General features: G+C 58.8%; 16 protein-coding genes. 10 read left to right on the forward strand and 6 right to left on the reverse strand.

The features are described from left to right. Positions 1 to 56: 56 nt before the first annotated feature. Complete coding sequence (nadB, locus tag TBK1r_RS04320; protein ID WP_145207692.1) at positions 57 to 1,715, forward strand: L-aspartate oxidase; 1,659 nt, start codon at positions 57 to 59, stop codon at positions 1,713 to 1,715. A gap of 360 nt (positions 1,716 to 2,075) precedes the next feature. Further along, on the forward strand, positions 2,076 to 3,173 hold the full coding sequence (locus TBK1r_RS04325; protein WP_145207693.1) for an alkene reductase: 1,098 nt from the start codon (positions 2,076 to 2,078) through the stop codon (positions 3,171 to 3,173). A 29-nt stretch (positions 3,174 to 3,202) separates the two neighbouring features. Here the strand turns inward: TBK1r_RS04325 and TBK1r_RS04330 are convergent, their stop codons facing one another. From TBK1r_RS04330 to typA, 5 genes are all read right to left on the reverse strand, one after another. Further along, on the reverse strand, positions 3,203 to 3,895 hold the full coding sequence (locus TBK1r_RS04330) for a sensor histidine kinase (RefSeq protein WP_419580952.1): 693 nt from the start codon (positions 3,893 to 3,895) through the stop codon (positions 3,203 to 3,205). Beyond that, positions 3,892 to 4,257, reverse strand: a complete 366-nt coding sequence (locus TBK1r_RS04335; protein WP_095742109.1) for an STAS domain-containing protein — start codon at positions 4,255 to 4,257, stop codon at positions 3,892 to 3,894. The genes TBK1r_RS04330 and TBK1r_RS04335 overlap by 4 nt, the downstream gene beginning before the upstream one ends. A gap of 143 nt (positions 4,258 to 4,400) precedes the next feature. Beyond that, positions 4,401 to 4,952, reverse strand: a complete 552-nt coding sequence (locus tag TBK1r_RS04340) for a hypothetical protein (protein ID WP_145207695.1) — start codon at positions 4,950 to 4,952, stop codon at positions 4,401 to 4,403. After that, positions 4,952 to 5,533, reverse strand: a complete 582-nt coding sequence (locus TBK1r_RS38260) for a hypothetical protein (protein WP_419580953.1) — start codon at positions 5,531 to 5,533, stop codon at positions 4,952 to 4,954. Before TBK1r_RS38260 ends, TBK1r_RS04340 begins: the two co-directional genes overlap by 1 nt. Before the next feature lie 303 nt (positions 5,534 to 5,836). Next, entirely contained in the window at positions 5,837 to 7,663 is a 1,827-nt protein-coding gene (typA, locus tag TBK1r_RS04350; RefSeq protein WP_419580954.1) for a translational GTPase TypA, read from the reverse strand. A gap of 524 nt (positions 7,664 to 8,187) precedes the next feature. On the opposite strand from typA, the gene TBK1r_RS04355 reads away from it, so the two are divergent. The 7 genes from TBK1r_RS04355 to TBK1r_RS04385 all read left to right on the forward strand — a co-directional run bounded on the left by TBK1r_RS04355 (position 8,188) and on the right by TBK1r_RS04385 (position 15,701). Then, on the forward strand, positions 8,188 to 9,537 hold the full coding sequence (locus TBK1r_RS04355; RefSeq protein WP_145207696.1) for a Na(+)-translocating NADH-quinone reductase subunit A: 1,350 nt from the start codon (positions 8,188 to 8,190) through the stop codon (positions 9,535 to 9,537). Positions 9,538 to 9,631: 94 nt separating this feature from the next. Further along, positions 9,632 to 10,930, forward strand: coding sequence for an NADH:ubiquinone reductase (Na(+)-transporting) subunit B (locus TBK1r_RS04360; RefSeq protein WP_145207697.1), 1,299 nt, complete (start codon positions 9,632 to 9,634; stop codon positions 10,928 to 10,930). After that, a complete protein-coding gene (locus TBK1r_RS04365; RefSeq protein ID WP_145207698.1) occupies positions 10,917 to 11,732 on the forward strand; it encodes a Na(+)-translocating NADH-quinone reductase subunit C in 816 nt (271 codons plus the stop codon). The genes TBK1r_RS04360 and TBK1r_RS04365 overlap by 14 nt, the downstream gene beginning before the upstream one ends. A gap of 3 nt (positions 11,733 to 11,735) precedes the next feature. Further along, positions 11,736 to 12,362 carry an NADH:ubiquinone reductase (Na(+)-transporting) subunit D gene (locus tag TBK1r_RS04370; protein ID WP_145207699.1) on the forward strand — a complete coding sequence of 209 codons (627 nt, stop codon included), beginning with the start codon at positions 11,736 to 11,738 and terminating at the stop codon, positions 12,360 to 12,362. Between the two features lie 19 nt (positions 12,363 to 12,381). Continuing rightward, positions 12,382 to 13,020 carry an NADH:ubiquinone reductase (Na(+)-transporting) subunit E gene (gene nqrE / locus TBK1r_RS04375; RefSeq protein ID WP_372895925.1) on the forward strand — a complete coding sequence of 213 codons (639 nt, stop codon included), beginning with the start codon at positions 12,382 to 12,384 and terminating at the stop codon, positions 13,018 to 13,020. Between the two features lie 75 nt (positions 13,021 to 13,095). After that, complete coding sequence (nqrF, locus tag TBK1r_RS04380) at positions 13,096 to 14,316, forward strand: NADH:ubiquinone reductase (Na(+)-transporting) subunit F (RefSeq protein ID WP_145207701.1); 1,221 nt, start codon at positions 13,096 to 13,098, stop codon at positions 14,314 to 14,316. A gap of 56 nt (positions 14,317 to 14,372) precedes the next feature. Beyond that, the gene (locus TBK1r_RS04385; RefSeq protein WP_419580955.1) at positions 14,373 to 15,701 is read left to right on the forward strand and encodes an FAD:protein FMN transferase; all 1,329 of its coding nucleotides are present in this window, start codon (positions 14,373 to 14,375) and stop codon (positions 15,699 to 15,701) included. A gap of 367 nt (positions 15,702 to 16,068) precedes the next feature. On the opposite strand, the gene TBK1r_RS04390 is transcribed toward TBK1r_RS04385, so the two are convergent. Continuing rightward, positions 16,069 to 16,779 carry an HAD family hydrolase gene (locus TBK1r_RS04390; protein ID WP_145207703.1) on the reverse strand — a complete coding sequence of 237 codons (711 nt, stop codon included), beginning with the start codon at positions 16,777 to 16,779 and terminating at the stop codon, positions 16,069 to 16,071. Between the two features lie 31 nt (positions 16,780 to 16,810). On the opposite strand from TBK1r_RS04390, the gene TBK1r_RS04395 reads away from it, so the two are divergent. Then, entirely contained in the window at positions 16,811 to 18,103 is a 1,293-nt protein-coding gene (locus TBK1r_RS04395; protein WP_419580956.1) for a DUF3754 domain-containing protein, read from the forward strand. Positions 18,104 to 18,410 lie beyond the last annotated feature (307 nt).

The raw sequence follows: 18,410 nt of genomic DNA on the forward strand, positions 1-18,410 counted from the left end.
GCGTTAGGTCGCAGTTCGCGTCCGCCCTGAAACCGCCCGCCTGGGACTCTGCACTGATGATGACGCCGCGATATCTGGTCCCTTTTGACACGCGTCACGCGGTCCACAGGTTCACGGATGTCTTGATCATCGGCGGCGGGCTTGCCGGATTGCGCGCCGCCAATGCCGTCGATTCTCACCTGCGGGTCTTGGTGGTCACCAAAGATGTACTGCGAGAATCCAACAGCACCTACGCCCAGGGCGGGATCGCCGGTGTGCTGGATCCCGACGATCGCTTTGAAAATCATATCCGCGACACGCTGGTCGCCGGTGCAAACCTGTGCGACGTCGACGTCGTCAACATGGTCATTCGCGAGGGGCCCGGACGGATCGAAGAGCTGGTCCGCTGGGGCACGCAATTTGACCTGGAAGAAGGCGTGTTGGAACTCGGTCGCGAGGGCGGCCATTCTCATGAGCGCATCGTTCACGCCCAAGGCGACGCGACCGGGGCGGAGATCATGCGGGCGGTGATTCAGCGGACGCGGTCCCTGAAAAACGTTCGCATCTTGGAAAACACCTTCACCATCGACTTGCTCACGCACGGCGGACAATGCCGTGGCGCGATCGTTTCCGAAGACGGCGGACCACCGATGATGGTCTGGGCCAAAGAAACGATCCTGTGCACCGGCGGTGCCGGCCAGATTTTTCGTGAGTCGACCAATCCCGCCGTGGCGACCGCCGATGGTTCGTCGTTAGCCTATCGCGCGGGTGTTCAACTGAGCGACATGGAATTCATGCAGTTCCACCCCACGGTGTTGTACATCGCCGGTTCCTCGCGGTCGTTGATCACCGAAGCGATCCGCGGCGAAGGCGCCCATCTGGTTGATTCCAACGGGCACCGATTCATGCCCGACTACGACGAGCGGGCCGAGTTGGCACCCCGAGACGTCGTCAGCCAATCGATCATTCGGCAGATGCAGGTGACGTCACATCCCTGTGTTTACTTGGACCTTTCGCACCTGGATGCCAAGCACGTCGTGGCGCGGTTTCCCGGGATCGCCGAACTCTGTGCCAAGTTCGGACTGGACCTCGCCAGTGATCGCATTCCGGTTCGACCGGGTGCGCACTACATGCTCGGCGGTGTGACGGTGGACCGGCAGGGACGTACCAGTTTGCCGGGGCTGTGGGCGGCCGGTGAAGTGACCAGCAGTGGCTTGCATGGCGCGAATCGATTGGCCAGCAACAGTCTGCTCGAAGGGTTGGTCTATGGTGCGGCCGCCGGCGGGGCCGCGTCGCGGTCGGCCAGCGAAGGCGATCATGAGATGCGGGCGATGCAGATTCGCCAGTCCGCCACGTCGCCCACCGAATCGTTCGACATCGATGATGTTCGCATCTCGCTGAAGAGTTTGATGGGACGATTGGTCGGAGTCGAACGCGATGCCGAGGGGTTGCAAAAAGCCGCCGACACGATTCGTTCTTACGCCGCGTACGCGATGAATCATCAATTCGAAGATGAAGCCGGCTGGGAACTGCAAAACCTGTTGACCACCGCCGCGATCATGGTTTCCTCGGCCATGGTGCGAACGGAATCGCGGGGCGTCCATTTTCGAAGCGATCATCCCGCGCAAAACGATGAACAATGGCGCCGCCATCTGACCGTCCAAATCAACGTGGACGGCGGTTACCCCCAACGCGGCGCCTTGCTCGAGCCGGAACCGGTGACGAACAGTCGCTGAGTGTGGGTAGGAAGATTTTGGGGTAGGAAGATTGGCGAAATCGAAGGGATGGTGCATTGCATTATTTTCTTACCCTCGAAATCTTCTTACCTGTTTTTCGTAACGGCTAAGCAAGCGAGGGGGCCGAACGCGTACGCGAATCAACTGACGTCAGTTGTGTTTTCCTGCCTATTCGCTGCATTTTCGTCGCGGGGCGATCACAGAATCGATTCGGCAGAGATCGAGCGATGATTGGATTCGCGATGTTGCGCGAGCGAGGCAGGGCTCCGGGACCGGTGTAAGACTCTGCTCTGGACCGAGTAATAGAGTGTGGTAACTGATTCCACATCCGTACTCGTTTTCCATTGGCAACACCAACTGATGTCCCATTCGCCGAACTTGATGCAACCGTTTGATCTGCGTGGCCTGTCGCTGGCCAATCGCGTGGTGCTGGCACCGATGACCCGTGCGCGGTCGGGCGGTGACCGTGTCCCCAACGCTTTGATGGCTGAGTACTACTGGCAACGCGCAACCGCGGGATTGGTGATCACCGAAGCGACGGTGGTTTCAAAGCAGGGGATTGGATGGGTGGATTCGCCGGGAATCTACACCGATGAAATGACCGAGGGCTGGCGATCGGTCACCGAGAGTGTTCATGAGGCGGGTGGCAAGATTTTCATGCAACTGTGGCATTGTGGCCGCGCCTCGCACAGCAGTTTCCACGACGGCGAGCCTCCGGTGGCACCTTCGGCCATCAAGATCGACGGCGACACCATCCACACGCCGCGGGGGAAAGAACCCTACGAGGTGCCGCGCGCGTTGACGACCGAAGAGATTCCCGGCATCGTTGCCGACTATCGCGCCGCCGCGGAACGCGCCAAACAAGCGGGCTTTGATGGGGTCGAAGTGCACTCGGCCAACGGTTATTTGCTCGATACGTTCCTACAATCCAAAGCGAATCATCGTGACGATCGGTACGGGGGCAGCATCGAGAACCGCTATCGGATTCTCGGTGAAGTCGTCGAAGCGGTTTCCGAAGTGTTTGGCTCGCAGCGCGTCGGCGTCCGCTTGTCGCCCAACGGTGCGTTCAATGCCATGGGGTCGCCGGACTATCGCCAGCAATTCACGTTCGTCGCCCAAAGTCTTGATCGGTTGGATTTGGCCTACCTGCACGTCATGGACGGACTGGCATTCGGGTTCCATGAGCTTGGCGACCCGATGACGCTGGGCGAATTCCGCGAGGTCTTTCGTGGACCATTGATGGGAAACTGCGGGTACACGCAAGCGACCGCTGAACAGGCGATTGAATCGGGAGCGGCAGACCTGATCTCATTCGGTCGGCCGTACATCAGCAATCCGGATCTGGTGCGCCGTTTTGATGAAGGATTGGAGTTGGCACCGGAGGCGGACATGGGCGATTGGTACCAGCCCAACGGCGAGAAAGGTTACACCGATTTTCCGTCGTATCAGACGGTTTGATCGGCTGCTGCTAGCGGCATCGTGACCGCTTACAGCGTCATCGTGACCGTGGTCGGGCCGCCGGGGGCGGACTCGACCGTCACGGTTTTTCCGACCAGTCGGGCACGGCCTTTCATGGAGCGAATCCCAAACCGGTTGGGATCGATTTCGGCCGGGTCAAAGCCTGTACCGTCGTCGGCGATCACCAAGCGATCGGGCTGGCAGCGGATCGAAACGGTTTTTGCGTTGCCGTGACGCGTCGCGTTTCGTAGCGCCTCGATCAAAACGCGATAAGCGGTGGTCGCCTGGTCGCGGTTCCAGTTTGAATCGCAGACCGGGCTTGCCGGATCGACGTCCCAAACCACCTGGCAATCCGAGCCACCGATTCGGTTGGCGGTGTCTTTCGCCGCGGCCAGCCAGGACAACTGATCGAGTTCGGGCGGATAGATCTGAGTCAGCAGATTTCGCGCAAGGGCCAAGGCTTGCTGGAGCCAATCGTCGGATTTGGCGATGCGATCCAAAAGCGGCGCCAGCTCGCCGGCCGCAGTGGTTGGATCGTCAGCCGAACGCAACGCGGCCTGCAGATTTGCCGACGCGGCAAACATCAACGGGATCAACAGGTCATGCACATCATGACCGATCTGTGAGCGTTCCAGATCAATGATTTGGGCGGCGGTCAGTTCGGAGGATTGCGAATGAGAATCTTCCGCGTCACCGTTTCCCGTCACGCCGGCGGGGCTCAACCGAACCAACCTTTCTTTTCAAAGCTGGCGATCGCCTTGTCTTCGCTGCCCTGGATGTCGAACAGTTTGTTCAACTTCGTGATTTTGAAGACTTCCAAGACGTTCGGCGAGACTTCACAGAACTTCAGTGCAACGCCCTGGGCTTTGCATCCTTTGTTCAGCATCACCAACTTGGTGATCATGGCCGATGACATGAATGAGACGCCACGAAAGTTCAGCAACAACTTTTTGTGGATTGCCTGGGGAACGGCGTCTTGCAGCTCACGGCCGACTTGCTCGATCCGTTGGCTGTCGAGAATCTTGCTGTCCATGAATCCGACAACCAAGATTTCGCCGTTGTTTTCCGTTGTGGTGGCGGACATTGCGAGTGGTTCTGAGAGGGGAGTGACAAGCGGAAGCTGGATGGGCTGTCGCGAAAACTCGCCCCATCCAGCCGCTGTAGGTTAGCAGCGTCGGGCGCCGGTCGCAATTCTCCGGCCGACAAACGGGATCGGAGAGGCCAAAATTAGTGGGCGGACTTTCGGAACACACCCGTGGCGTTGACCATCACGGTGTTGACGGCTGGGTTGTATTGCGCCATTCCGGTGACGTAAACGACGTCGCCCTTTTCCAAGGCCAGCGTTTGGCGGGCATCGCCTTCCAAAATGCCGCCGTCTGGTCCCTTGAACTGGACGATCGCCCGCGGGGCGTTTTCCAGTTTGCGCTTGCAAAACGGGCAGTTGTCGGCGTGCTCGGGGTCACCCTCACCGTGTCCTTCGTCGGGCAGCTGGGAGATCATGAAGGCCAATTGTCCCGGCTGGAACGGATCGGCCGCACCGGCGTCAATGCGGCCGCCCAGGACGACCGAGACCTCGTCGCTGCCCGCTTCTTTGATCTCCGTCGGCGTGGAGACTTCGCCATCGGGCATTTCGGTCAAGACGAAGGAAACGTCCTGTGTGGGTGTCGGGCCGAGGCTGGTCGAGGACGCGTTTTCGAAGCTCGAATCGGAGCTGCCGCTACAGCCGGCGAGTGTCCAGCAGGTCAGCAGCAAGGCGGTGCCGCAGAGGAATCTGGCCATCAGTTCGCGTCCTTTTTCAGCGTTTCAATTGCTTCGTCGATCGACTTGCTGACGTCGTCGTAGCTCTTGCCCTTGGCGTTGCTCTCTTCGCTGCCGTGCAGGCCTTGATCGACGGCGGTGAAATCATCCAACAGTGAATCAACTGCCGCAGCCGCCGCCGTTTTCTGCTCGGAGTCGTCCATGGTTTGGATAAAGTTCTCGGTCGCAATCAGGACTGCGCCGATGTGGTGCAGCGGACCGTGAGCGGCATCGGTATCGCCGGCGGCGAATTCGTCGCGGATCGTGTCACGCAGTGATTCGATCTCTGTGACCGCTTCGGACAGCGACTTGAAGTCATGGCTGTGCGCTTCGGCGTGATCGTCGTCATGGTCGTGCCCCTCGTGGTCGTCATGGTCGTGATCGCCGTGCTCGTCATGGTCATGGCCGTCGTGGTCATGATCACCGTCATCGTGGCTGTGGTCGTGATCCGCATCGGACGCCTCCGTCACCGTCGTGGTCGATTTGTCTTGGCAACCCGGCAGGACTGCAAAACCAAACGCGGCGAGAAATCCCAAGGTTAGCGAGAACGATTTGGACGTCATCGAATTGGTATCCAGAAAGTGTAGACGGGGGAAAGGCCGGCGGCGGTGCTGCGCCCGCGGTCCGGGGGGCCAATACATTATCACGTTCTACGTCGATTTGGCCAATCGGTTCGCCGGAGGGGTTGAGACGGGGGGCGAGTTGCGTGGGTCACGCTGTGCGTGACGTTCGGCTCAGGCATCCGGCATGCACAGCATGCCGCGCGTGGCATCTGGCATGCACAGCATGCCAGATGCGTGTCATCCGGCATGCACAGCATGCCCTACGTATTTTATCTCCCCCCCCTCCTTGTCTCCTTGTTTGTCCTATTTCCGGCTGTTTCGTCGGCGATCGGACTCTTTGAGCAGGATTTTTCGCAGACGGATGCTTTCCGGGGTGACTTCCACCAACTCGTCGTCTTCGATGTATTCCAGCGCCGCTTCCAGCGACATGTCGCGTGGCGGTTTCAGGATGACGTTTTCGTCGCTTCCTGAGGCCCGCATGTTGGTCAGCTTTTTTTCGCGACAGGGATTCACGTTCATGTCGTTGTCGCGTGCGTTTTCGCCCACGATCATGCCTTCGTACGTTTCCACGCCGGGACCGACGAACAGGTCACTGCGGTCCTGTAGGGCGAACAGTGCGAAGGGCATCGTTTTCCCCGAAACCATCGAGATCAAAACGCCGTTGGCGCGGCGGGGGACTTCGGGTTCGACGGGGCGATAGCTATCGAAGCGGTGGTGAATCTGTGCGGTGCCACGCGTCGCGTTGAGCAGCCGGGTTCGCAATCCGATCAGACCGCGTGAGGGGATCGTGAATCGGAGCAAGCTGTAATCGCCGCGTTGTTTCATTTCCTCCAGCGTCCCACGGCGCAGCCCGACCAGTTCCATCACGGGGCCCATCGCGTCGGTGGGCACTTCGACCCGCAGCGACTCGAACGGTTCGTGGGGTTTGCCATCGATGTCGCGATTGATGACGCGTGGTTTCCCGACGCTCAGTTCGAATCCTTCGCGCCGCATCGTTTCGATCAAGATCGCCAAATGGAGCACGCCACGTCCCTTGACCGCATAGGACTCGGTCCCGGGGATCAATTCGACGCGGAGGGCGACGTTGCGTTCGAGTTCTTTTTCCAGCCGAGCCTTGATCTGACGCGTGGTGACGTATTTGCCTTCCCGGCCCGCCATCGGAGACGAGTTGACGGCGAACACCATTTCGAGGGTGGGTTCATCGACGGCCGGCCGATCGAACGGGTTATTTGCGTCGACTGCGCAAACCGTGTCCCCGATTTCGACGTTGTCGAAGCCTTCGATTGCCACGATATCCCCGGCACTGGCGACTTCGGTTTTCGCCCGTCCGAGATTATTGAACACGTACAGCCCCGCAATCTTCTGTTTGACCGGCCCTCCTTTTTGGTGCAGGTCAATCGTCTGGCCGGCGCGAATCTGGCCCGATTGAATTCGGCCAACGGCGATCCGTCCGACGTACTCACTCCAATCAAGCGTCGTCACCAGCATCCGCAGCGGGGCTTCGGCGTCGATTTCGGGACCCGGCAAATGATCGACCAACAGATCCAGCAGTGGCCGCATGTCGTTGTTGGGCTGGTCGGGGTCCGTGGTCGCAAATCCCTCTCTGGCGCTGGCATAGACATAGGCGACCGAATCGAGTTGGTGCTCACCACCGAGGTCGGCCAACAATTCGAGTGCTTCATCGAGCGCCTCGTGCGATCGCGCATCGGGGCGGTCGATCTTGTTGACCACGATGATCGGTTTGACCCCCGCCGCCAGTGCTTTTTCCAAGACATACCGCGTCTGTGGCATCGGGCCTTCGGCCGCGTCGACCAACACCAGGCAGCCGTCAGCCATCGTCATCACCCGTTCGACTTCACCGCCAAAATCCGCGTGCCCCGGCGTGTCGATCAGATTGATCTTCACGTCGCGGTAGGGAATCGCAATGTTTTTCGAAAGAATCGTGATCCCACGTTCTCGCTCCAAGTCATTCGAATCCAGGATGCAATCGCCCTTGAGTTCCGCGTCGCGGAACTGACCGCTTTGCCGAAGCAAACAATCAACGAGCGTGGTTTTTCCGTGGTCAACGTGGGCGATGATGACAACGTTTCGAATATCGGTGCGGCGATCAGCCAAAGTGGAGTTGGTCACGAAAAACGCTTGCAGGGTAATGGAGAGACTTCGAAGGGACTCAGCGGGCCGTTGACGTGGCACCGATGTGGGGAGGGGGTGTCGAGTTGTTTCGCAACGAAAATCGGTAGGAAATGAGGATTCGCGCCAACCGTTTGAGTCACAGAAACGAAAAGGAATTTTCCTTGTCGGACAGATAGTGAATACGCTTGGGCGATTTCTCGCTAGACCTTTCCTGCCGTGCGGGTGTCAGCTTCGCTAGCCGCTCGCACAGGCGTTCCGTTGGCCCTAAGGGTTTTGGGAGCGTCCGTCTCCGGTCTGCAGATCGGTGTACCGTTGCGAGTTATGGTCAGCTATGTAATATTCCCTGGCCAAGGAACTTGCCGTTTTCGTTTGCCCACCGACGTGGGCATTTGCTCGCTGCTCGCTTGTGAAAAAAATCACAAAGTGCCCCGTGTCTGCTTGATCCTCCGGCGCCTGATTCCGTCCCCGCGTTTGTTTTCGTTCCCGCGTTCAGTCCAGCGTTCAACCGTTTTTCGAAGCCTATGATCACGATCAAAGAAGGATTGGATCTTCCGATCCTCGGCACGCCCGCTCAGCACATCGAAGTCGCCAAGCCGGTCACGCAAGTGGCGTTGGTCGGGGACGATTACATCGGCATGAAGCCCACGATGTTGGTGGCCCCGGGCGACAAGGTGAAATTGGGTCAGCCGTTGTTTACCGACAAGAAAACCGAAGGCGTGACGTACACGTCGCCGGCGGCGGGAACGGTTGCGGACGTGATTCGCGGTGAAAAGCGGAAGTTTGAGGCCGTGGTCATCGACGTCGATCCTTCGCCGGGCGAATCGGACAGCGTCATTTTTGACGTCGGCGACGTCAATGCGATGGATGCGGCGGCGTTGACGGAGTTGCTGACCACCAGCGGGCTGTGGACGGCCTTGCGGACGCGTCCGTTTGGCAAGGTTCCTGCCCCGGGCACGAAACCGAGTTCCATTTTTGTCCAGGCGATCGACACCAATCCGCTTGCCGCCTGCCCGGCCACGGCGATGGCCGACCGCAAGGATCAATTCATTTTGGGGCTCACCGCGATCACGAAGCTGACCGACGGCACCGTTCACGTCTGCAAGGCTCCCGGATCAGCGATCCCGGGCGGCGCGGTCGATGGCGTCACGGTCACCGAGTTCGGCGGCCCCCACCCGGCCGGATTGGTCGGAACCCATATCCACGAACTCGATCCAGTCGGTCCGACCAAGACGGTGTGGTACCTGGGTTATCAGGACGTGATGGCGATCGGCGCCCTCCTGACGACCGGCAAGTTGGACGTGCGACGTGTGATTTCGCTCGCCGGTCCCGTGATCGGCAAGCCGCGTCTGTTGGAAACCCGCATCGGAGCCGACATCAGCCATTTGGTCGAGGGCGAGTACGATGCCAGCATCAAGGTCCGCCGGATTTCCGGATCGGTACTTTGCGGACGCACCGCCAGTGCCCCGCACAACTTCTTGGGACGCTACCACACCCAGATCTCGGTGATCCAGGAAGGTGACGAGCGAGAGTTTCTCGGCTGGCAGAAACCGGGCTTTGACAAGTTCAGCACGACCCGCGTGTTCGCGTCGACGATGTTGCCGAACCAGAAGTTTGCCTTCACGACCAGCACCGGCGGCAGCGAGCGGGCGATGGTTCCCTTGGGGACTTACGAGAGAGTGATGCCGCTGGATATCTTGCCGACGCAATTGCTTCGCGCGTTGATCGTCCGCGACACCGACCAGGCGCAGCAATTAGGCGCTCTGGAGCTGGAAGAAGAAGACTTGGCGTTATGCACCTTCGTCTGTCCCGGAAAATATGAATATGGCTCGTTGCTTCGCGAGAATTTGATCACGATCGAGCGCGAAGGCTGATCCGAACCGTTCACAGACACCTAGCGGACGCGGCGGGGAGCTGCCGAGCCGTTCCATTTACTCAGAAAAAACCGTTATTGGGCAAGACTGACCAATGAAAGCACTCCGCGCTGCTCTGGACAAAGTCCATCCGCTGTTTGACAAGGGCGGACCGCTGCAGATCGCGTATCCGGTGTACGAATCGATTGACACGTTTCTGTACACGCCGGGCGAAATCACTCACGGGCAAACGCACGTGCGTGACAATATCGATCTGAAGCGAATGATGATCACCGTTGTGATGGCTCTCGTGCCAGCGACGCTGTTTGGAATGTGGAACGTCGGCTATCAGGCGAACACCACCATTCAGCGTGCCGCAGAGGCCGGCGAGAAGTATGTCGGTGATTGGCATTACACGATTCACAACGCCATGGGTTTCACCAATGACCCGGGCAGTATCGCCGACTGCATGATGCTCGGGGCGATCTTTTTCATCCCGATGTACTTCGTTTGCATGTTCGTCGGCGGTCACATCGAAATGGTCTTCAGTGTCCTGCGCGGGCACGAGATCAACGAAGGCTTCCTCGTCACCGGGTTGCTGTTTCCGCTCACCCTGCCGGCCTCGATTCCCCTCTGGCAAGTGGCCGTCGGGATCGCTTTCGGCGTGATCGTGGCCAAGGAGGTGTTCGGGGGAACCGGACGAAACTTCTTGAACGTGGCCCTGACCAGTCGAGCGTTCCTGTACTTTGCACACGCCGGCCAGATCAGCGGCGACAAAGTTTGGACGGCGGTCGACGGTTTCAGCGGTGCGACCGCGCTGGGGCAGATGGCCGTCGCGACGCCCGATCCGGGCGGCGAAACCAACGCGGCCTTGGCCTCGCTTGAATCAGTCAATTATTCACTCGGTGCGGCCGATCCGGTGACCTGGACGGAGCCGATCACGTGGACCAGTGCGTTCCTGGGTACGGTTCAGGGATGCGTGGGCGAGACGAGTGTGTTGATGTGCCTGATCGGTGCGGCGATTCTGATTGGGACCGGGATCGGTTCCTGGAAGATCATGGCCGGTGTGCTGGGCGGTGTCGCCGCGACGTCGTTGTTGCTCAACGGTGTCACCACGGGTAGCAACCCGATGATGAGCGTCCCGTTCTACTGGCACTTCGTCGTCGGCGGTCTGGCGTTCGGGCTGGTGTTCATGGCCACCGACCCTGTCAGTGCTTCGATGACGGAGAAGGGCAAGTGGATCTACGGCGCGCTGATCGGTTTCATGACCGTCTTGATTCGATGCATCAACCCGGCGTTTCCCGAAGGCATCATGTTGGCCATTTTGTTCGGCAACGTGTTCGCGCCGCTGATCGATTACTTCGTTGTTTCCGCAAACGTTCGCCGGAGGATGGCACGCTATGTCACAACGTGATTCAACTGTTAACACCCTGCTGACGGCGACCATCCTGTGCGTCGTCTGCTCGCTGGTCGTCAGCGTTGCCGCTGTCGGACTCAAGGGCAAGCAGGAAGAAAATAAGATGCTCGATCGCCAGAAGAACATTCTGGATGCCGCTGGGCTGTCGATCGGCGAATACGGTAAACCGGCCAGCGAGCTTTCCAAGGCGCAGATCGAAGAGCTGTACGCCTGGGTCAGCGAAGAGCTGGTCGATTTGGAAACCGGCCAGATCGTCAAGGACATGGATCCCGCCGATTACGACCCGCGCGAAGCGGCGGACAAGGTCGACACGAGCACCGAGATCGGCGAAGTGCCGTACGATCCAGGTGTCAGTCGCCGCGAGAAGGTGGCGAAAGTTTACTTCGTCACCAAGCCCGGCACCGATGGCTTTCAACAAGTCGTGTTGCCGGTCTACGGTAAGGGCCTGTGGTCGACGCTTTACGGATACCTGGCACTTAAGGGCGACCTGGAAACGATCCAAGGGTTGACGTTTTACGAACACGCCGAGACGCCCGGATTGGGTGGCGAAGTCGACAACCCGGCGTGGAAGGCTCAATGGGAAGACCAGAAGCTGTACGACGAAAACGGGCAGCCGGCCGCCTTGGTCTACAAAGGCACCGCGCCTCCGGGAAACCCTTACGCGGTCGATGGATTGTCCGGAGCGACCATTACCAGCCGGGGCGTGACGAATCTGTTGCGTTACTGGGCCAGCGAGGATGGATACGGACCATTCTTGTCACAACTGAAGAACGGCAAGTCGAAGACATCGGGGTCCTGAGAGATGGCTGAAAGAACTACAAAATCTGTGATCGTCGATCCGCTGGTCGACAACAACCCGATCGCCTTGCAAATCCTCGGGATCTGTAGTGCGTTGGCGGTGACGACCAAGATGGAAACATCGATCGTGATGGCCGTTGCCGTGATCGCCGTGACGGCGTTCAGCAACCTGGCCGTCAGTGCGATCCGCTCCTACATCCCCAGCAGCATCCGGATCATCGTCCAGATGACCGTGATCGCCTCGCTGGTGATCGTCGTCGACCAATTCCTGAAAGCTTACTTCTTCGACATCAGCAAGCAGCTTTCGGTGTTCGTCGGCTTGATCATCACCAACTGTATTGTGATGGGTCGCGCCGAAGGATTTGCGATGAAGAACGGCCCTTGGCTGAGCTTCTGGGACGGGATCGGCAACGGACTCGGCTATGGCCTGGTGTTGTTGTTCGTCGCGTTCTTCCGCGAACTGTTCGGCAGCGGAACCTTGATGGGCTACGTCATCCTGCCGCTGGACCGCAACGGCGGCTGGTACAACCCCAACAACTTGATGCTGTTGCCACCGAGTGCTTTTTTCTTGATCGGCTTCCTGATTTGGTTGATCCGAGCATACAAACCGGAACAAATCGAAGAGTCCTGAGGATAGAACCATGTCAGAAATCATCGAAACCCATCTCAGCATCCTGCTGAAAGCCGTCTTCGTCGAAAACCTCGCGTTGGCGTTTTTCCTCGGGATGTGCACGTTCCTTGCGATCAGCAAGAACGTCAAAACGGCGATCGGGCTCGGCATCGCCGTGATCGTGATCGAAGCGATCACGGTGCCGGCCAACCAGTTCATTTACGCCTGGTTCCTCAAGAAAGGGGCTTTGACGTGGGCGGAGGGATTCCTTCCTGTTTCGCCCGGTTACTTCGCGACCGTTGACCTGACCTTCCTCGGGTTCATCAGTTACATCGGCGTGATCGCCGCCATGGTTCAAATCCTGGAAATGTTCTTGGACAAGTTTTTCCCCGCGCTTTACAACACGCTGGGGATCTTCCTGCCGCTGATCACGGTGAACTGTGCCATCTTGGGTGCGTCGCTGTTCATGCAAGAACGCAACTATTCGTTCGCCGAGTCGTGCACCTACGGCTTGGGCTGCGGGATCGGTTGGGCGCTCGCCATCGCGGCGCTGGCCGGCATTCGAGAAAAGATGAAATACAGTGATGTCCCCCCGCCGCTTCGCGGTTTAGGAATCACGTTCATCACCGTCGGGCTGATGGCGCTCGCATTCATGTCGTTTAGCGGAATCCAGCTCTAACGCGGCTGTTGTCCGTTCAGCGAAAGCAACTTTGACCAGACGATACTCAGAAACCTCAAATCAAATCGATCCGATATGGGCACCGTAATCCTTGGCATCGCAATGTTCACCCTGGTCGTGGTGGCGTTGGTGGTCTTGATCTTAGGCGCGAAAGCGCAACTTGTTGCGTCAGGCCCCGTAAAGATCATGATCAATGACCAAAAAGAGATCGAAGTACCCGCCGGCGGAAAGCTGTTGGGCGCCCTCGCCGATGCCGGCGTGTTCGTCTCCAGTGCCTGCGGCGGCGGCGGAACCTGTGCCCAGTGCAAGGTCAAGGTTCACGAGGGCGGCGGCGAAATCCTGGCGACCGAAAAAGACCACATCTCCAAGAAAGCGGCTCGCGAAGGCGAACGTCTCTCTTGCCAAGTGGCCGTCAAACAGGACATGAACGTCGAAGTTCCCGCCGAAGCGTTCGACACCAAAAAATGGGATTGCACGGTCCGTAGCAACCACAACGTGGCCACCTTCATCAAAGAGTTCGTGCTGGAACTGCCCGAAGGCGAAGACGTCAATTTCAAGGCCGGTGGTTACATTCAAATCGAATGCCCGCCGCACGTCGTCAACTACAAAGACTACGATATCGAAGAAGAGTACCACGAAGACTGGGACAAGTACGACATCTGGCGATTCGTGTCGAAGGTCGATGAGCCGGTGATTCGTGCCTACTCGATGGCGAACTATCCGGGCGAAAAAGGCATCATCATGCTGAACGTTCGCGTCGCCACCCCGCCGCCGAGAAATCCGGAACTGCCGCCGGGGAAAATGAGTAGCTGGATCTTCAGCCTGAAGCCCGGTGACAAAGCCACCATCAGCGGTCCCTACGGAGAATTCTTCATCAAGGACACCGACGCCGAGATGGTCTACATCGGCGGTGGTGCCGGGATGGCTCCGCTGCGGAGTCACATCTTTGAACTGTTCAAACGGCAAAAGACGGATCGCAAGGTCAGCTACTGGTACGGGGGCCGAAGTCTGCGTGAATTGTTCTACATCGATCACTTCCGCGACATCGAAAAGGACTTCCCGAATTTCAAGTTCAACATCGCTCTTTCCGATCCCTTGCCCGAAGACAACTGGGACGGCTATCAAGGGTTCATCCACCAGGTGCTGCTGGACAACTACCTGAGCAAGCATCCGGCTCCCGAAGACATCGAGTACTACATCTGTGGACCGCCGATGATGAACCAGGCCGTGTTCCGCATGCTGGACGATTTGGGTGTCGAACCGGAAAATATCGCCTACGATGACTTCGGCGGCTGATCTCGATTGAGACGATGGAGTCGGCACGGTCCATTCCCCAACGATCGGTAACAACCATGATGATCCAACAAACGCGACGAGCATTGCTGCTGGTCGCGTTTCTTTTGTTTCCCCTGACAGGTTTCAGCACGTCCCCGGCGAGCGCCCAGGACGAATCGGCTCCGCGAACCATTCGCGAGTACCGCGGCAAGACGATGGGCACGTCGTACATGGTCAAAGTCGCCGGTGCGGGGGCGCTGGACGACCAGACGCTGCGGTTCGCCATCGATGCCGAACTGAGACGCGTCAACGACCAGATGTCGACCTATTTGAAATCGTCGGAGATCAGCAAATTCAATCAGTCGACGAGCACCGACTGGTTTGACGTCAGCATCGAATTCGCCCAAGTCGTCGCGGCGGCTCAATCGATCGCCGAGAAGACGGACGGCGCGTTTGACATCACGGTTGCGCCGTTGGTCAATGCATGGAACTTTGGTCCCACGGAACGTTCGTCGGCGGTTCCCGACCCGGACACGATCAAATCACTGATGGCGACGGTCGGCTACAAGAAGTTGGAAGTTCGAACCGATCCCCCCAGCGTGCGAAAGCTGATTCCCGAGCTGCAGATCGATCTCTCGTCGATCGCCAAGGGGCACGGTGTCGATCGAGTGGTCGACAAACTGGACGAACTCGGCGCGCACGACGTGTTTGTCGAAATCGGTGGCGAGGTGCGGACCAGCGGCGACAAGCCCGGCGGCGCCTGGAAGGTCGGTATCCAATTGCCCGATGCCGCCAAGGACACCGTGATGATCGCCCATCCGATGTTGCGGAATGAACCGGCCGGCAACGCGATGGCGACGTCGGGAGACTACCGCAACGTGTATGTCGTCGACGGCAAACGGTATTCGCACACCATCGATCCGCGGACCGGTTCCCCCGTGGAACACGACCTCGCATCGGTGACCGTCATCGCCAAGAGCTGCATGGAGGCCGATGGCTGGGCGACCGCCCTGAATGTGCTGGGACCGGAACCTGCCTTGGCGATCGCGACACAAAACGACCTTCATGCCTTGCTCGTCTCGCGCAGCGGGGCGAAGGAGTATCAAATGGTGGGCACCGGAATTTTGGCTCAGTACGCCCAGGCGGCGCCCGATGCGGCGGAAACCACCAGTTGGTTGGCGGCACTGGTACCGATCGCCATCCTGACCTTCGGCGTGTTTTCCATTCTGCTGTTCGCGATGGCGATCGGAGTCGTTTTCGGTCGGCGATCGATCAGCGGTTCCTGCGGCGGATTGGCCAACAAGACCAACGAAGACGGCAGCACCAGTTGCTCCCTGTGCAGCAATCCCTCCGACGCCTGCAAGGAACTGCGTGAAAAGATGGACTCCAAGCAATCCACGATGTAGCGACAAGTGGCGTAAGCTTCCAGCTTGCGTCGTCGGAATCGCAAGCTGGAAGCTTACGCCACTCTTTCGAACCGGATTCTTCTTCCCGTCTGTCGCTCGTCGTCCGCCGCACCTTGGTTATCGGGTAGGCGGTAGTGGACGAGGCGACGAGTCCTTGCCTTTCGGGTAGTGGACGAGGCGACGAGTCCTTGCCTTTCGGGTAGGCGGTAGTGGACGAGGCGACGAGTCCTCTGTAGTTGGCATCTCGGCACGGACTCGTCGCCTTGTCCACGACCCGAAATCAACGCAATGTTGCCAGACGCGAAGTGTGAGCGAGGGACGCCGCGCGGCGCCTTGCTAACGCGTGCGGGCTTCAATCGACAGGCCGCTAACGCAACAGCTGCCACAACCGCTGGTCCAGCAACGATTCGGCGACCAACATCGCGCCGCTAAAATCCTGCTCGCGCGTGTGTTCGTTGGGGATCGCAACGACGTTTGCGCCCGCGGCGACGCCCGCCGCGCAGCCGTTGCCGCTGTCTTCGAGCACCAGCATCTGTTGCGGCTGAAGCTGAAAGTTTTCGGCCGCGGTCAGGTACATCTCGGGGTGCGGTTTGCCTTGGCGGACGTCGTCGCCGGTCAACACAAAGGTGAGTGATTGCCGCCAGTGCAGTTCGGCGAAGATCACGTCCACCCACTTTCGGCGACTGCTAGTGGTCAATGCAAACGGGACGCCACTGCGTTGAAGGTGATCGATCCACTCTTCCAATCCCGGCATTGGCCGCAGCAGGCCCGGCAACAGTTCCCCGTACAATTGGTCCGATTCGGCCAGCAATTCCTCCGCGGAATCGTCCAGTGCGTGGTAATCGATCATTTGTTGGACGGCTGCCGTACCGATCCGCCCCATCATCCGTGCCTGCAGGGCCGCACTGTAGCGGTGTCCGCGACGTTGTAAAATCGTGTCGCCGACTTGCCAATAAATTCGTTCGGTATCGAACAGCAATCCGTCCATGTCCAGGGCGACTCCCGCCACCGCGGGAATCGGCTCGCTATCATCTCGCTGGGGGATCGGTTCAAATACTCGGTGTGGCGGTGTCGCCATTTCTGTCCCTTTTCGCTTTTGCGCAATTGCCGTGTCTGGATCGGTCGACCGAATTCTTACCAACTGGTCCATCGACGGAACAGGCCCGCTGACGCGTGGGATCAGCGAAGTCAGTACGTCGGGGTGGATCGATGAAGACGCGGCGCATTGGTCGATCGAACCCTTTTTGCCGATCGAAACGCAGACCTTGGTCGAATACCTGAGCAACCGGGTGGAGAAATCCGCCGGACTGGATCCAGCGGGACGCGAGGCCTTTCAATCCGCGGTCCAACAGATCAGTGAGCACGTGGCGGCGAAGACGTCGCAGTACCATGCGCAATTTTCGGATCGGTACCACGCGGTGGATCCGGACAGCGATTGCAAGATCCCGATTGATCTGCAAAGCGAGCAGGTCGTCGACCACTCCCAGCGGCTGATGGCGTTGTGTGATCAAATCTTAGCCGATGCCGCCTACCAGAAGCTGAGCCAAGAGGAGATCGAGAAATGCGTCGGGGTTTCGAGTCATTGGGGTGTCCCGATGAGTGCGAATTTCGGCCTCTTTCAACAACTGGCCGTCTATGCTCGAGGGGACATCATCGGGCGGCGATGCAAACGGCGTCTGCAAAATCTGTATCGCATGGAGATGGTCGATGTTGCCATCTATCAACGGCTCGTCGTGCTCTTTCAACTGGCCGAAGACCACGAACGCGGCGAGATGCTGGCCGCCGGACAGTTCCATCTGCGGATCTTTAAAAACATTCCCAAACAGGACGTGGACATGTTGTTGCCGGGCACGCAAGTTCGGCTCAGCAAACTGGATCGCGTCAAGGTGATCGCGCCCAGCCTGGGTGGATGGCTATTGTCACTGCAAAAGATCTCGCGGTTCGTGTTGGTGACACTTGCGTTGGCCGCGTACTACTCCACCGCCCTGGTCATCGGTTTAATCCTCGCCGGGATCGGCTATTGTGTCAAAAGCTTTTTCAGCTACTTCCAAACCAAGAACCGTTATCTGTTGGATCTGACACGGAACCTCTACTTCCAAAAGCTGGATACCAACGCCGGCGCCGCGTTTCAAATCATTCAACAAGCCGGCCGCCAATCGACCAACGAAGCCTCGCTGGCGTACTATGCGCTGGCGACCGAACCCGAACCGGTCAGCCGGCGCAGACTGAGACGCAAGTGCGAGCGATTGATCCGCGAGGCGATCGAAGTCGAAATTGATTTCCGGGTCGACCGGGCGCTCGAAACACTCTTGCAACTCGGTCTGGTAACAGAAGCCGTCGACAACAAGCTAAGCCTTGCCGCCGCGCCGAGCCGGGAGGGGGAAGGTGGGGTGGCAGAATGATACGGGGCAGAATGATGGCGTAGCAAAACGATGGGGGCAGAACGATGGGGGCAGAACGATGGGAAGGCGGAATGATGGGAAGGCGGAATGATGGGAAGGCGGAATGATGGGAAGGCGGAATGATGGGAAGGCGGAATGATGGGAAGGCGGAATGATGGGAAGGCGGAATGATGGGAAGGCAGAATGATGGGAAGGCAGAATGATGGGAAGGCAGAATGATCAGGCAAATACATCGATCCCCCCTTTCTCCATCATTCTGCCATCCCCTTTTCATTGTTTTGCCCCCATCGTTTTGCCCATTCGCTCG

This window comes from Stieleria magnilauensis (assembly GCA_007753675.1).
Classification (GTDB): domain Bacteria; phylum Planctomycetota; class Planctomycetia; order Pirellulales; family Pirellulaceae; genus Stieleria; species Stieleria magnilauensis.